Origin of the sequence: Duganella fentianensis (assembly GCF_009857835.1) — a bacterium.
Lineage (GTDB): Bacteria > Pseudomonadota > Gammaproteobacteria > Burkholderiales > Burkholderiaceae_D > Rugamonas > Rugamonas fentianensis.
In genome coordinates this window covers 720,285-735,274 of record NZ_WWCL01000002.1, presented here as the reverse complement: position 1 = coordinate 735,274, position 14,990 = coordinate 720,285, and the positions used below count along the sequence as shown (strand labels likewise).

12 protein-coding genes are annotated in these 14,990 nt (G+C 60.6%); 9 read left to right on the top strand and 3 right to left on the bottom strand.

What is annotated here, in order from left to right:
- Positions 1-80: 80 nt before the first annotated feature.
- The 5 genes from GTP23_RS11145 to GTP23_RS11125 are packed head-to-tail and all read left to right on the top strand — an operon-like array spanning position 81 to position 7,548.
- Positions 81-1,226 carry an efflux RND transporter periplasmic adaptor subunit gene (locus tag GTP23_RS11145; protein ID WP_161035187.1) on the top strand — a complete coding sequence of 382 codons (1,146 nt, stop codon included), beginning with the start codon at positions 81-83 and terminating at the stop codon, positions 1,224-1,226.
- Between the two features lie 9 nt (positions 1,227-1,235).
- The gene (locus tag GTP23_RS11140; RefSeq protein WP_161035186.1) at positions 1,236-4,337 is read left to right on the top strand and encodes a multidrug efflux RND transporter permease subunit; all 3,102 of its coding nucleotides are present in this window, start codon (positions 1,236-1,238) and stop codon (positions 4,335-4,337) included.
- An 18-nt stretch (positions 4,338-4,355) separates the two neighbouring features.
- Positions 4,356-5,723, top strand: coding sequence for an efflux transporter outer membrane subunit (locus tag GTP23_RS11135; RefSeq protein WP_161035185.1), 1,368 nt, complete (start codon positions 4,356-4,358; stop codon positions 5,721-5,723).
- Positions 5,723-6,478 (top strand): response regulator, encoded by a 756-nt coding sequence (locus GTP23_RS11130; protein WP_371866892.1) that lies wholly within the window; start codon positions 5,723-5,725, stop codon positions 6,476-6,478. Before GTP23_RS11135 ends, GTP23_RS11130 begins: the two co-directional genes overlap by 1 nt.
- Positions 6,475-7,548: an ATP-binding protein gene (locus GTP23_RS11125; protein WP_161035184.1), complete on the top strand. Its 1,074-nt coding sequence runs from the start codon at positions 6,475-6,477 to the stop codon at positions 7,546-7,548. The genes GTP23_RS11130 and GTP23_RS11125 overlap by 4 nt, the downstream gene beginning before the upstream one ends.
- Positions 7,549-7,559: 11 nt before the next feature.
- On the opposite strand, the gene GTP23_RS11120 is transcribed toward GTP23_RS11125, so the two are convergent.
- Entirely contained in the window at positions 7,560-7,988 is a 429-nt protein-coding gene (locus GTP23_RS11120) for a hypothetical protein (RefSeq protein WP_161035183.1), read from the bottom strand.
- A 78-nt stretch (positions 7,989-8,066) separates the two neighbouring features.
- Entirely contained in the window at positions 8,067-8,420 is a 354-nt protein-coding gene (locus GTP23_RS11115; RefSeq protein ID WP_161035182.1) for a hypothetical protein, read from the bottom strand.
- 396 nt (positions 8,421-8,816) lie between these two features.
- Between GTP23_RS11115 and GTP23_RS11110 the strand changes: the two genes are divergently transcribed.
- From GTP23_RS11110 to GTP23_RS11095, 4 genes are all read left to right on the top strand, one after another.
- Positions 8,817-9,551 (top strand): substrate-binding periplasmic protein, encoded by a 735-nt coding sequence (locus tag GTP23_RS11110; protein ID WP_229256084.1) that lies wholly within the window; start codon positions 8,817-8,819, stop codon positions 9,549-9,551.
- A 423-nt stretch (positions 9,552-9,974) separates the two neighbouring features.
- The gene (locus tag GTP23_RS11105; RefSeq protein ID WP_161035180.1) at positions 9,975-11,222 is read left to right on the top strand and encodes an alpha/beta fold hydrolase; all 1,248 of its coding nucleotides are present in this window, start codon (positions 9,975-9,977) and stop codon (positions 11,220-11,222) included.
- A gap of 2 nt (positions 11,223-11,224) precedes the next feature.
- Entirely contained in the window at positions 11,225-11,629 is a 405-nt protein-coding gene (locus GTP23_RS11100; protein WP_161035179.1) for a BlaI/MecI/CopY family transcriptional regulator, read from the top strand.
- 41 nt (positions 11,630-11,670) lie between these two features.
- The gene (locus GTP23_RS11095) at positions 11,671-13,155 is read left to right on the top strand and encodes a M56 family metallopeptidase (protein ID WP_161035178.1); all 1,485 of its coding nucleotides are present in this window, start codon (positions 11,671-11,673) and stop codon (positions 13,153-13,155) included.
- A gap of 180 nt (positions 13,156-13,335) precedes the next feature.
- On the opposite strand, the gene guaA is transcribed toward GTP23_RS11095, so the two are convergent.
- Complete coding sequence (gene guaA / locus GTP23_RS11090) at positions 13,336-14,946, bottom strand: glutamine-hydrolyzing GMP synthase (protein ID WP_155435325.1); 1,611 nt, start codon at positions 14,944-14,946, stop codon at positions 13,336-13,338.
- Between the last annotated feature and the right edge of the window lie 44 nt (positions 14,947-14,990).

The following is a 14,990-nucleotide window of genomic DNA, read 5'->3' as shown; positions in this document are numbered from 1 at the left end:
CACATAATCTCCATAAACATTCCACAGATTATTCACCACCCAGCCCCATAATAGTAGTTTTACAAGTTTGCAGGACTACTATGGACTTCAGAAGCAGAAATTACTGGTGGCTGTGGCTGCCTGTTCTAGGCCTGAGCGCCTGTACCGACACGCCGCCATCGGAGCCGCCTGCGGCGCCGGCCGCAGTCTCCGTCCTGACCATCCAGCCACAGGACATCACCTTGCAGGACACCTTGCCCGGCCGGGTGGTCGCCGTGCGCAGCGCAGAAATCCGTCCGCAGGTAGGCGGCATCGTCGTGCGCCGCCTGTTCGAACAGGGCAGCGAAGTGCGTGCCGGCCAGCCGCTGTACCAGCTCAATCCGGCGCCTCTGAAGGCGGAACTGGCAGCGGCCCAGGCTGCGCTGGCCCACGCCGAAGTCACTTATGCGCGCAGCCAGCGTCAGGCTGAACGCCTGCGTCCCCTGCTCGACGCCGACGGCGTCAGCCAGCAGGCCTATGATGACGCCGTATCGGAGCGCGATATGGCGCAGGCCAGTCTGGCGCAGGCCCGTGCCAATCTGCAGCGCAGGAGGCTGGATCTGGAATATGCCACGGTACAGGCGCCCATCTCCGGCCGCATCGGCGCCGAGCTGGTGTCCGAAGGCACGCTGGTAGCGCCCACCGATAGTGCGCCGATGGCACGCGTGCAGCAGATCGACCAGGTCTATGTCGATGTACTGCGTCCTGCCAGCACCTTGCTGGCGCGCCAGCCTGACCATAAGACCGCACCGCCCGTCACCATCCTCGGCGCCGATGGCCGTCCATATGAGGGCAGCGCCCGCGTGCTGCTGCAGGAGCAGCAGGTCGATCCGGCCACGGGCGACAGCAATGTGCGCATACTGGTGAACAACCCCTACCATGTGCTGCTGCCGGGCATGTTCGTGCGCGCCAGCATGGCGCGCGCCAGCGCCGCCCCGCAGCTGCTGGTGCCACAGCAGGCCGTGCAGCGCAGTGCCGACGGCCAGGCCTATGTCTGGGTGATCGACAAGACCCAGCGCGCGATGCAGCGTCAGGTGAATGTGGGCGACGTGATTGCCCACCAATACCTGATCCATACCGGCCTGCAGGCCGGCGAACTGCTCGTCGTCGAAGGGCAGGAACATCTGCACGCAGGCAGCGTCACCAAACCACGCCTGTGGCGCAGTGCGACGGCAGCCGCTGGCAGCAGCGGCAATACCCGCCAATAAGGAAATCCGATGTCCGCATTTTTCATCCACCGGCCCGTGTTTGCCTGGGTCGTCGCGATCTTTATCATACTGGCCGGCCTGCTGGCCTTGCCCGAACTGCCGATAGCGCGCTTTCCTTCGGTAGCGCCGCCCAGCGTCTCGATAGGCGCCAGCTATCCGGGCGCCTCGCCCCAGACCATGAACGATGCCGTGATCGGCCTGATCGAGCGCGAGCTGTCCGGCGTAAAAAATCTGCTGTACTTCGAATCATCGAGCGACACCTCGGGCTCGGCTTCCATCACCGTCACCTTCAAACCCGGCACCAATCCGGAACTGGCGCAGGTCGATGTACAGAATCGCCTGAAGGCGGTCGAGTCGCGCCTGCCGCAAGCGGTGCGCCAGAATGGCCTGTCGGTGGAATCGTCGTCATCGAGCTTCCTGATGATCGTCAGCATCAACTCCACCCGCAAACATGACGAACAGGAGCTGGGCGACTATCTGGCGCGCAATGTGGTGGATGAGCTGCGCCGCGTGCCCGGCGTAGGCCGGGTCCAGCTGTTCGGCGCCGAGCGCGCCATGCGGGTCTGGGTCGATCCCGTCAAGCTGATCGCCTATCAGCTGTCCATGGGCGATGTGACCGCTGCCATCACCCAGCAGAATCTGGTGATCGCTCCGGGCCGGGTGGGCGATGCGCCCGCTGTGGCGGGGCAGATGGTCACCACACCGCTGACCGTGCAAGGCCAGCTGCGTACGGCCGAGGAATTCGGCGCCATCGTACTGCGTGCCCAGCGTGGCGGCGGCAACGTCACGCTGGCCGACGTCGCCCGTATCGAACTGGGTTCGCGCGACTATACTTTCCGCGCGCGGGAAAACGGCAAGACCACGGCAGGCGCCTCGGTCTCCCTGTCGCCCGGCGCGAATGCCGTCGCCACGGCAGCCCAGCTGCGCGCACGGCTGGACGATCTGTCCAAAGCCCTGCCGGCCGGCATGGAATTTACCGTGCCTTTCGATACCGCGCCCTTCGTCAAAATCTCGATAGAGAAAGTGCTCGTCACGCTGTGCGAAGCCATGCTGCTGGTCTTCCTCGTCATGTATCTGTTCCTGCAGAAGTTGCGCTACACGCTGATCCCCGCCGTGGTCGCCCCGATAGCGCTGCTGGGCACGCTGGCCGTCATGGCGCTGGCCGGCTATTCCATCAACGTGCTGACCATGTTCGGCATGGTGCTGGCCATCGGCATCATCGTCGACGATGCCATCGTGGTGGTGGAAGCGGTGGAACGCCTGATGGCCAGCGAAGGACTGTCACCGCGCGCTGCCACCCTGCGTGCCATGCAGGAGATCAGCCATCCCATCATCGGCATCACGCTGGTACTGACGGCGGTGTTCATCCCTATGGCGTTCGCGGCCGGCTCGGTGGGTGTGATCTACCGCCAGTTCACCATCGCCATGGCGGTGTCCATCCTGTTTTCCGCCGTGCTGGCACTGACCCTCACGCCCGCCCTCTGCGCGACGCTGCTGCGCCCTATCACGCCGGAGCAGCACCATAAGAGCCGTTTCTTTGTCTGGTTCGACCGGCAGTTCGAACGTCTGACGCAGCAATACACCTGGCTCGCCGGCAAACTGATACAACGTAGCGGACGCATGCTGCTGATCTATGCCGTGCTGACGGGCGCCGTGGCGGCCGGCTTCAGCCTGCTGCCCTCGGCCTTCCTGCCGGAAGAAGATCAGGGTTATTTCATGACCTCGTTCCAGCTGCCGGCCGATGCCACCATGGACCGCACCATGCGCGTGGTGCAGCAATATGAACAGCATCTGGCCAGCCGCCCCGGCATCGATGTCAATCAGTCGCTGCTGGGCTTCAGCTTCTCCGGTTCCGGTCCCAACGCGGCCATGGCTTACACCATGCTGAAGGACTGGAAAGATCGCCATGGCGCCAGCGTGGCAAAAGAGGTAGAGCTGGCCCAGGCCGCCATGGCCAGCGCGGGCGAAGGCACCATCATGGTGGTGATGCCGCCGGCCATCGATGAACTGGGCAACTCCGCGGGCTTCTCGCTGCGCCTGCTGGACCGCAGCAATCAGGGCTATGGCGCCTTGCAGGCAGCACAGGCCCATCTGCTGAATCTGGCCGCGAAGAGCCCATTGCTGGCCGGCGTCTATGCCGATCAGCTACCGCCCGGCAACAGCATCCAGCTCGAGATCGACCGCCAGAAAGCCGAGACCCTAGGCGTGCCGTTCAGCGCCATCGCCGACCTGCTGGTCAATGCGACAGGTTCCAGCTATGTCAACGACTTCCCCAATGCAGGCCGGATGCAGCAGGTGATCGTGCAGGCCGATGCAGCGGCACGCATGCAACTCGACGACGTGCTGGCACTACGCGTGCGCAACAACGACGGCAAGATGGTCGCACTGGCGCAACTGGTCAAGCCGCACTGGCAGCAAACGCCGCTGCAGCTGAACCGCTATCAGGGCTATCTGGCAGCGCGCCTTAGCGGCACTGCGGCGCCGGGCGTCTCGAGCGGCGCCGCACTCAAGGAAATGGAACGTCTGGGCCGCCAGCTGCCGCCCGGCTATGCGCTGGCCTGGACCGGACAATCGCTGCAGGAACAGGGTGCTGCCGCCCAGGCGCCGCTGCTGATGCTGCTCTCGATGCTGGTGGTCTTCCTGGTCCTGGCGGCCCTGTATGAAAGCTGGACCATACCGCTGGCGGTGATGCTGGTGGTGCCGCTCGGTCTGTTCGGCGCGCTGACGGCAGTGATCCTGCGCGAGCTGCCCAACGACGTCTTCTTCAAAGTCGGCCTGATTACCATCATCGGCCTGTCCGCCAAGAACGCCATCCTGATCATCGAATATGCACGCAAGCTGCACGCCGAAGGCAGCGATCTGACCACGGCGGCCATCAACGCGGCCCAGCTGCGCCTGCGCCCTATTCTGATGACCTCACTGGCCTTTACCCTGGGCGTGCTGCCGCTGATGCTGGCCAGCGGCGCCAGCGCGGAAACCCAGCAGGCCATAGGCACCGGCGTGTTCGGCGGCATGCTGGCCGCCACGGTACTGGGCGTGCTCTTCGTCCCGGTGTTCTTCGTCATCGTGGTCGGCGCGGCGCAAGCACTGCAACGCCGCTACCGCAAGTAAGTAGTAAGGAACTGAACCATGCAACCCACCATAGTCCTGTGCCTCTGCCTGAGCACGCTCACCGCATGCAGCCTGACGCCGCCCCGCCCGCCTACCGCCGTGCAGCTACCGGCCAGCTACCGGCAAGTGCCGCCCACCAGCGCTAACGCTGCCGAACTGGGCTGGCGTGAAGTGCTGACCGAGCCCCAGCTGCAACAGCTGGTGGCCCTGGGGCTGGAGCACAACCGCGATCTGCGCGTGGCCACCCTGAACGTGGCCGCGATGCGGGCCCAGGTCCAGCAACAGGATGCAGCGCTGCTGCCCTCGGTCGATCTGAGTCTGGCTGCCAGCCGCCAGCGCTTAGGGGCTGGCATGCCCGTCCAGGCGCAATACAGTGCAGGCATAGCCAGCACAGCCTTCGAGCTCGATCTGTTCGGCCGCCTGCGCTCGCTATCCGCTGCAGCCCAGGCGCGCTATCTGGCATCCGATCAGGGCCGGCGTGCTGCCCAGCTCAGTCTGATCAACGCTATCGCCGAAGCCTACCTCGAACACCAGCGTGCACGGGCACAGCAGCAGCTCAGCGAACGCATGCTGGCGGACTGGCGCAGCACCCTGCACATCACCGAGCAGCAACACCAGGCCAGACAGCGCAGCGGCATAGACCTCAGCGCCGTGCAGGCCCAGGTGGCCAGCGCCGAGGCCGATCTGCAGGCGCGCAGCCGTGAACTGCAGCTGGCCAGCCATGCCCTGCAATTCCTGATCGGTACCGAGCTGCCCGCCCCCGCCGCCCTTGCCGACCCGCTCACTGCCGCGCCCGTGCGCACGGTCCTGCCAGCCGGCCTGCCTTCCGACCTGCTGATACGGCGGCCCGATATCATGCAGGCGGAACAGGAACTGCAGGGCGCCCAGGCCGATATCGGCGCCGCCCGTGCCGCTTTCTTCCCCCGCATTGCCCTGACCACCAGCTTCGGTCTGGGCAGCAGCGAATTCGGCGATCTGTTCAAAGGCGCCAGCCGCAGCTGGTCTTTCGCACCGCAGATCACCCAGCCGCTGTTTCACGGCGGGCAGTTGCAGGCCGAACTGAGTCTGGCCAGAATCCGCAGCTCGGTGGCGGTGGCCCAGTATGAAAAAGCCATCCAGAATGCGTTCCGCGAAGTCAGCGATGCGCTGGCCGGTTGCCAGACCATCGCGCCACAGATGGCGGCCCAGCAGCGCGTGCTGGGCGCCAGCCGGCAGCGGGCGCAATGGGCCGTGCTGCGCTACCGTCAGGGGCTGGACGGACGGCTAGAGCTGCTCGATGCGCAGCGCCAGGCTTATGCTGCCGAAGCAACGCTGATCGATCTCCAGCGCGAGCAGTATCGCTATGCACTGGCTTTGTACAAGGCTCTCGGTGGCGGAGTCAGCTGATGCAGTATCATGCTCTGATGAAAACCCCTAGCGCTCCACAGAATAATGAGAGCGACCATCCGTCGCTGATACTGGTGGTCGAAGACGAGGAAGAAATCGCCCAGATCGTCATGGCCTATCTCTCCCGTGCCGGCATGCGCGTGGCCCATGCGGCCGACGGGCGCAATGCGCTGGCCATGCATCTGATGCTCAAGCCCGACCTGATCCTGCTCGATGTCCAGCTGCCGGAACTCGATGGCTGGGCCGTGCTGGCCCAGTTGCGCCAGCGCGGCGATACGGCCGTCATCATGCTCACGGCCATGGATCAGGACATCGACAAACTGACGGGACTGCGCATCGGCGCCGATGACTATGTGGTCAAGCCCTTCAATCCGGCCGAAGTGGTGGCACGCGTGCAGGCCGTGCTGCGCCGTACCCGCCAGCCCGCCACACCGGTCCATAAACTGTTGCGCGTCGAAGGCATGGAAATCGATGCGGAAGAACATCAGGCCAGCGTGATTGCTCCCGACGGCAGCCGTCAGGTGCTGAGCCTGACACTGACAGAGTTCCGCCTGCTGGCCCACATGGCCCGCGCGCCCAAGCGCGTATTTAGCCGCGGCGAGCTGCTCGTCAGCTGCCTGCCTGAAGGTGAAACCATGGAGCGCACTGTGGACAGCCATGTCAGCAAGCTGCGCAAAAAACTGGAAGCGAGCGGCCTGCAAGGCAAACTCGAAAGCGTGCGCGGCGTCGGCTACCGTCTCGGAGGCGGCGCATGAAACTCAATGCAGGCATCAGCCGGCAGATTTCGCTATCGATGGCGCTGGTAGTGCTGGGCATCATCGCCATGGTGCAGATCAGTTCCTATGCGCTGTATTTCTGGCTATTGCGCCAATCGCCGGATGCCCTGTGCGATATCACCAACCCGTGGCCGGAAAAGGAAGAAGTCATCTGGCTGATCGTCACGACCATCTGTTCGCTGCTGATTGCCGTACTCGCCGCAGGCCGGCTATCGCGCCGCATCCTGACACCGCTGAACTCGGTGGCGCAGAGCCTGCGTGCAGTCGCCCAGGGCGATCTGTCGGCGCGGGCGGGCAGCGACCAGCACGCGATGGGCGAAGCAGCGCAGCTGGTCAGCGACTTCAATCTGATGGCCGAGCGCCAGCAGCATATGGCGCAGCAGCGCGCTTTCTGGAATGCGGCCATCGCCCATGAATTGCGTACGCCTGTCACCATCCTGCGCGGGCGCCTGCAGGGGATTAACGATGGCGTGTTCCCGGCCGAACCAGCGCAGTTCCAGAGCCTGCTCAAGCAGGTGGAAGGTCTGGGCCATCTGATCGAAGATCTGCGCACGGTAGCGCTGGCCGAGAGCGGCCACCTGCCACTGCAAAAAATCGCCACGCGGCTCGACGAAGAAGTGGCCAGCGTGGTCGAACTGGCAGAGCCGCTGTGGCAGGCCGGCGGCTTCCGCATTGAAGTCGCACTGAGCGTAAGCGTGGTCGAATGTGATCCCATCCGCATCCGGCAGGCTTTGCTGGCCATGCTGGAGAATGCCTGCAAACATGCTACGCCCGGCCTGATCCGCATCAGCGCCGAGATCAGCCAGGGCTACTGCCATCTGGCCGTCGCCGATCAGGGGCCCGGCATAGCTCCCGCTGCCGCCCAGACCATCTTCGAAGCATTTCAGCGCGGCGCCGCCGTCAGTACGGGCAAGACCAGCGGTAGCGGCCTGGGACTGGCCGTCGTCAAGGCAATCGCCCTGGCCCATGGCGGCTTTGCCGTCTGGCAGCCTTCCTCGCTGGGCGGCAGCCAGTTTGAAATCTGCTGGCCGCACAGCGCATCGGCGTAAGTCTGGCACGCTTAATTCTGCGCCGCTGACGCCAGCACGCCGCCACGCTCGACGTACAGCCTTAGCACTTCGCGCGTCAACATCACGATGGCATTTTCGTGCAAGGTGAGCTGCCCCAGCATCCACAGTTCACCGTGCACCGATTCGGAGTACCAGACTTTCCCCTCGGGGAAAGTGGCCGGCAGCGCATCGAAACTCGCAGTGAGCACATAGTCTGCCATCGGCCCCCAGAGAAAATCCGGCGGGTGCCTGGCACTCCAGCGATAGCCATTTTCCTCCGCAAACATGCGGTTGTGGCGAAATGTCAGGTCCACCAGAATGCGCTGACCCGAGGCATCGTGCGCGGATTCGATCCAGCAGTGATAAGCGCTGCGCCGGCCTATAGCGGCTTGCAGTTGGCTGTAATGTATTGCTGCAAGATCGAGACTCAGCGATGCCAAGGTGGAGAATCGATGGAGAGGCCCAGGCAGCGCCATCCGCTGCGGAATGCAAGGGCGGCTCAGGTCGCCGCGTGCGCCCTATCGAATGTGGAATGCCAGAGTGTTGCATTCACGTCTGGCAAGGTCATCGGGATAGGACCATTTCACGATGTGTCCGCTCCCGTCATAGTAGAACTGCCAGCGACAATAGACCGGACGCAGGTAGGAGTACTCGACGATCACAAAATCATCGCGCGAGGCGCTTTTCAGTGGCATATCCAGTGGCAATGCGACTTGCTCGTTGGTTTTACCGACTGCCATATCCAGCTTGGCATTGAAATCGGGATAGCTCGAGGTGTTCACACATCCGCCAAGCAGGAATGGCAGCGCGACAACCATCGCATGGGGTAATCTCATGTTCGGACTCGGAGTCTGGTTCGAATTGATGTTCATGCTGACCTGAAGCGCAACACACAAGGTTCCGGCACACACAATAAGGCGATTGTCGTCTCGAACTATGGATATTTGATGGAGAATGGATTGCGCGTCTGTGATGCTCCAAACGGGCGCAAAATTGACTTGCGGGCATAAGCGGCTGCTCTTCTTCTCCCCGTTGCGGCAAGTAGCTACTGCGCCGCCATCCCGATCGCCGGTAAGGTGCTGCTCCCCGCAGGGCAGTCTGAAAACATCATTACCGCTGCGCTAGCAAATGTGGCGACCTGGCAGATCTTTAACAACAGTCGCTTTCGATTTTGAACCAGTAGTGATATTGTCAACATATCATTCTGATATCAAAGAAGTTCTCCGATGGAAGGTGGAATTCACATGCGGATGAGACTATTGCTGTTCATGCTGGTGCTCAGTGTCTTTTGCCGAGCGGCTTACGCGCAACAGAAAGAGCTGACGCTCGTGAGCTTTGACTATCCGCCGCTTATGGAAGCGGCATCCGCGCAGCGGCCGGCCAGCGGAATGGCGGTTGATATCGTCAGCGAAGCGTTCCAGCGTATGAAAGTGCCGATGCGGATAGTGTTCTATCCCTTGGCCCGTGGACTCGCAATGCTGGAATCAGGGCAGGCAGACGGTATTTTCACGATCAAGAAAAATCCGGAACGGGAGGCCCGCTTCCTCTTTTCGACCCGTCCACTGCTATCGCAGGACTATGTGATTTTTGTGCGGAAGAATTCCAAGATCGTGTTCGACGGCGACATTACCTCACTCGAAAATATCTCGCTGGGCATCCTGAATCGAGCCTATTACGGCCCAGTGTTCGATGCGGCGCTACAGGCTGGACTCTTCAAGAAACTTGATATCGCCAACAGCCACAAGGGTAACTTTCTAAAACTACTGGCGCAGAGAACCGATGCTGTCATCTGCAGCCGGATAGTAGGCTTGGCCTTGCTCAGACAACTTAACGCAGAAAACGACGTGGTCGTCAGCGGGCCAGTACTGGATACAGCGCCCAGCTACATCATGTTCAGCCGGCAGACGATTACGCCTGAATTTATCCGGCAATTCGACGCCACCATCGCAGCAATGCATGAGGACGGCACTTTCGCCTCTATCGCAAAGAAATATCCTCAGTAATGCGGTAATCGTAATGAGGCCCCGGGCCAGACGAGCAAATCATCCAGACCTTAGGCTGTGACAACCCAGTGCTTCGCCCCATACTCCACAAAACAAATAAAAAGCCCCTGAAGATCACGGGCTCCGAAGTCATCTTAGTCAGTAGGGACGGAAAGATGTACTGCATTGAACTTGATTTCTTGGCGAAAGACTGCAGAAGCCCTACCTCGGAAAACACTGTCCCCATCCCATCGATTTTCTCAAGCGACAGGTGCAAGGCAGGATAACCCATGCATTGATTTGCGCCCTGTAAGCTGCCATTTTTAGAGTTGGGTAAAGGTAGAAGCGCTCAGCTACGTCATTACCCGACAGGCAAAAACACTTGACCGAGATCCTACAAGTGTGACATGCTACTCCTGTAGCACAACCTCTAGGATCTCAATCATGGCTTCTGGCATCAAGCAAGCATTGCTCTTCCTTGTTCTCTTCTGCGCAGGCTACTGCGCCAGCGCGACAGACTTTGATGGCCTGGTCGATCTGGAGCAGCAAAAACTCCATGTGGTCCAGGCAGGCCATGGTCCGATAACCGTCGTTTTTGAAGCCGGTTTCGCCAGCGATCTGAGCGTCTGGCGCCGTGTTGCCCCGGAAGTAGCAAAGAAGGCACAGGTCTTCCTCTACTCCCGAGCTGGCATGGGGAAATCTCCGGCTCCGGCACAGGTGCATACGTTTGACCAAGACACGCTCGAACTTGAAAAGTTACTGGAGCAGTCGCAAGCCAAGCCGCCCTATATTCTTGTAGGGCATTCATACGGTAGCTTCTTGATTCGTGCATTCGCGTCCCGCCATCCCGGGCTGATCGCCGGGATGGTATTTGTCGACCCGGCCGACGAAGGCATGGAAAGCGCCCTCAAACAGATCAATGCAGCGCGCGTGCTCCAAGACCGGCAAGCGCTGCTTGCTGCCATCCCGGCAAAATGGCATGGCGACCTGGAGATGATTCAGCAGCTACTCGACGCTGGAAAACTCCCCATCACGGCACCGCTGCCAGATGTTCCGACCTACGTCTTGACGTCGGTGCGCGCCCGTGAAGGATCTGACTTTTTCCAGGAAACGCCAGTCGCCGTACAGCTCAAGCGCTCTCGCCACCAGGCATTTTTTGCGCAGTTTAGCAATGGCGCCCATCTGGTTACCTCAAACAGCGGTCATACTATTCAGTTGCAAGAGCCGGAGCTGGTCGTCCATGCGGTGGAACAAGTGCTTACCAGTGCTAACAACAACATGAAGCGCATGGCCTATGAACGGACACGTAAAGCCATACTCGGCGAATTCGACAAGGCGCAATCCCTGCTCGACCAAAACAAAGCCGACATGGCGACCAACATAGTCTCCAGTGCAATTCGCGATAGCCAGTTTAATGAAGCAGATGTCAACAACCTTGGCTTTGAGCTTTTAACGAAGCGCAAGCAAGTAGCACTGGCGGGGCTGGTCCTGCAATACAATTCCCGAGCCTACCCTCAATCACATAATGCGGCGGACAGTTATGGTGAAGCGCTGTACGCCCTGAAGCGCTATCGCGAATCCAAATTGGAGTTTCAACGTGCGCTAGCACTAGGGACACAGGCGGCGGCTAGCGAGCGAGCCCTGGCAGGCTATCGGGAAAATCTTGGAAAAGCTGAAAAAGCGGAGCAATGAACATGAAAAAATCGGACGACCAGCCACACCTGACACTGGAGGATCTTCCGCTGAGGGAGCGTCAGGTCGTCGAAGCGATATATTTTCTACAGGAAGCTACGGCCACGCAGATTCAGGAAAAACTGGAGGTCGAACTGACCAATTCCGCCATCCGTGCAATGCTGGCACGGCTGGAGGAAAAAGGCATTCTGCGGCATCGTACCGAAGGCCAGCGCTATTTATATAGCGCCGTAACGCCTAAGCAGGTAGTGCGCAATTCCGCGTTGAAAAAGCTGGTCGGGACATTTTTCGACAATTCGACCGCCAGCGCTGCAACAGCGCTGCTCGGTTTGGCCGAAGACCTGAGCAAGGCTGACCTCGACGCTCTTGAGGCAATGATAGCCAAAGCCCGTAAAGAGGGGCGCTAGTGGCGGGACTTGATCTGGTCACTCTGCTGCTAAAGCATAGCGTGACTGTCCTTCTGGTGTTTGTGGCCTTGCATTACCTGGCCAAGGCATCCGCCGCGCAACGTGTCTTTGCTGCGCGTTGCGGTATGGTCGCGCTCCTTTTGACGCCCTTGCTCTGGACGCAACTGCCAACCCCAGCGCTGCGTTTGCCACATGCCTGGACGGCCTTGCTCGATCCGCCACTTGAATTGCCAAGGCTAGAATGGCTGGCCGTCGTTCCCAATCAGGATACGGCCCAAGCCATGGTTGACCGTGCCGCTGACCTCGGCCGCTACCTCATTGCCGTCTACATCGCCGGTGTCTCGCTCTTCCTGGCACCGCTATTCCTGGGTTTGCTCAGGCTAAGTATCCTGTCGCGCAAATCTATCCCGGTTGAATCGGAAAAATGGCGCACCGAACTGGCCCGCCTGCGCGGACAATTCGGCATCACCAGGGATATTGCGCTACACCTTAGTGACAAGATTAACGCGCCAATCAGCTGGGGGCTGGTGCGGCCAATCGTCCTGCTTGATCGAAGAAGTCTGTTGGGCACGCAGCCTGAAACCATCCTTGCCCATGAGCTCGGCCATATTGCCCATCACGACTGGCCCGGCATGATAGGCGCCAAATTACTCGTCGCCCTGTACTGGTGGCATCCGCTGATGCACCTGCTGCTGAAGAAACTAGCGTATGAAACGGAATGCGCCGCCGACGATGCCACACTCGCAGCGGGCGTTACCCCATCGACGTATGCAGAGACTTTGGTGTCTGTTTCGCAACGGGCGTTTGGCGCGAGCAAAGCGGCCAATAGTCTCGCCGGTAGCGGCAAACCATTTGTTGACCGGATAGTTGCGTTGCTTGAAACAGATCGTGACCGTGAGCGCGTGAGCACCGGGCAATGGATCCTTGGATCATGCCTGACAGCACTGATCATCACAGTGCTTGGCAGCCTTGTGGTCCGTGGCGAACATGTAGTCTGGCCGGACACTATGTTTGCTGCACCACGTGCAGGGGATAAGCAAGCCGAACAACTTCTCGAAGAGCTGGGCAATCCCAATTTCAGCCAGCTTGCGAAAGCAATGCGCGCGCGCGATTTCGCTCAGCGGCATGCAGAAGGTGGTGTTTCGTTTCGACAGAGAGCCGCTATCCCGGCACTCTTGCTGGCAATGCGGGACGCTGATCCGGTAGTTCGGCGGCTCGCGGTATGGGGGCTAAGTGAACTTCGATTCCCGGAAACAATTCCTGCCGTGGCTGCAGCCTTGGTCGACCACGATGCCGCTGTACGTGGCGAAGCGGTGGCCGCGCTGGGTGATTTCGCAGAGAGTCGCTGGCGATTACCGATGCTGGCCATGCTCAAGGATGAGAGTTCCAGCGTACGCGCCCGTGCGGCGCACGCGCTGGGGGACTTAGGGGAGAAATCAAGTATCTCGGCCCTGGAAAACACACTAAGCGATACGCATCCACAGGTGGTCGCCGAAGCGGAATGGGCGCTGCGAGAGCTTCGATAGCATGCGCAACTATTCACAGTTCGCGCGCCACCATGGCATCAGCTTTGCCGCGAAAATGGCATAGGCTTCTGGCTCGCACGGGCATTTGCGCCGTGCCATGAAAAATGCCATTGACGATGCAGTGAAGATCATCAATGGCATGCGACTAGCCCTACACAATCAAGGCATTAGAAAACAACCTCATTCCCACTCGATGGTCGCTGGCGGTTTGCCACTGATATCGTAGACCACACGGTTGATGCCGCGTACTTCGTTGATGATGCGGTTCGATACCTTGCCCAGCAGCGCGTGCGGCAGGTGCGCCCAGTGTGCCGTCATGAAGTCCTGCGTCTGTACCGCACGCAGCGCCACCACGTATTCATAGGTACGGCCGTCGCCCATCACGCCTACCGATTTCACCGGCAGGAACACGGCGAATGCCTGGCTGGTGGCTTCGTACCAGTTGGCTGGTACGCTGTCCTGATCGAAGCCCGGCACTACTACGGCTTCGTACGGCGTATTGCGCAGCTCTTCGATGAAGATGGCATCGGCCTGACGCAGCAGGTCGGCATATTCCTTCTTCACTTCGCCAAGGATACGCACACCGAGGCCAGGGCCAGGGAATGGATGACGGTACACCATGTCATGCGGCAGACCCAGCGCCACACCGAGCTTGCGCACTTCATCCTTGAACAGTTCGCGCAGCGGTTCCAGCAGCTGCAGCTTCATGTGCTCGGGCAGGCCGCCCACGTTGTGGTGGCTCTTGATGGTCTGGCCTTTTTTGCCCTTGCCTGCGGACTCGATTACGTCCGGATAGATGGTACCCTGAGCCAGCCATTTGGCGCTGGTCAGCTTGCCCGATTCGGCATTGAACACTTCGACGAACTCGCGGCCGATGATCTTGCGCTTCTGCTCGGGATCAGCCACACCGGCCAGATGGCCCATGAACTGGGCTTCGGCATCGACGCGGATCACTTTCACGCCGAGGTTTTTGGAGAACATATCCATCACCATCTTGCCTTCGTCGAGGCGCAGCAGGCCATGATCGACGAAGACGCAGGTCAGCTGATCGCCGATGGCGCGGTGGATCAGCGCGGCAGCAACGGACGAATCCACGCCGCCCGACAGACCCAGGATCACTTCATCCTTGCCCACTTGCGCGCGGATTTTCTCGACCGCTTCGCTGATGTAATCAGGCATGTTCCAGTCCGATTTGCAGCCGCAGATTTCGTGTACAAAGCGGCCCAGCATGGCCTTGCCCTGCACCGTGTGGGTGACTTCCGGGTGCCACTGCACGCCGTAGAAGCGCTTCTCTTCGTTCGCCATCGCGGCAATCGGACAGCTCGGGGTATTCCCCATCAATACGAAACCCGGTGGCATTTCCAGCACTTTGTCGCCGTGGCTCATCCAGACTTTCAGCATGCCGTGGCCTTCGTCGGTGACGAAGTCGTTGATGCCGTCCAGCAGCTTGGTGTGGCTGCGCGCGCGCACTTCGGCGTAGCCGAACTCGCGTACCTTGCCGTTTTCCACTTTGCCGCCCAGCTGGGCTGCCATGGTCTGCATGCCGTAGCAGATACCCAGCACTGGCACGCCCAGTTCGAACACGGCGTCCGGCGCGCGTGGCGCGTCGCCTTCCAGCGTGGAGCTGTGGCTGCCCGACAGGATCACACCGGCGGCGCCATAGTTGCGGACGAATTCGTCGCTAACGTCGTAGGGGTAGACTTCCGAGAACACGCCGGCATCGCGCACGCGGCGTGCGATCAGCTGGGTTACCTGGGAGCCGAAATCGAGAATGAGGATTTTAGAGTGCATGGATATGTGCAGAAGAGGTCAACAATAGAAAAACGCCGGCCACA

Coding starts and splice junctions, on each gene's coding strand:
- GTP23_RS11115 (WP_161035182.1), bottom strand. CDS start 8,420: ATGAACATCAATTCGAACCAGACTCCGAGTCCGAACATGAGATTACCC.
- GTP23_RS11110 (WP_229256084.1), top strand. CDS start 8,817: ATGCTGGTGCTCAGTGTCTTTTGCCGAGCGGCTTACGCGCAACAGAAA.
- GTP23_RS11130 (WP_371866892.1), top strand. CDS start 5,723: ATGCAGTATCATGCTCTGATGAAAACCCCTAGCGCTCCACAGAATAAT.
- GTP23_RS11125 (WP_161035184.1), top strand. CDS start 6,475: ATGAAACTCAATGCAGGCATCAGCCGGCAGATTTCGCTATCGATGGCG.
- GTP23_RS11145 (WP_161035187.1), top strand. CDS start 81: ATGGACTTCAGAAGCAGAAATTACTGGTGGCTGTGGCTGCCTGTTCTA.
- GTP23_RS11105 (WP_161035180.1), top strand. CDS start 9,975: ATGGCTTCTGGCATCAAGCAAGCATTGCTCTTCCTTGTTCTCTTCTGC.
- GTP23_RS11100 (WP_161035179.1), top strand. CDS start 11,225: ATGAAAAAATCGGACGACCAGCCACACCTGACACTGGAGGATCTTCCG.
- GTP23_RS11140 (WP_161035186.1), top strand. CDS start 1,236: ATGTCCGCATTTTTCATCCACCGGCCCGTGTTTGCCTGGGTCGTCGCG.
- guaA (WP_155435325.1), bottom strand. CDS start 14,946: ATGCACTCTAAAATCCTCATTCTCGATTTCGGCTCCCAGGTAACCCAG.
- GTP23_RS11135 (WP_161035185.1), top strand. CDS start 4,356: ATGCAACCCACCATAGTCCTGTGCCTCTGCCTGAGCACGCTCACCGCA.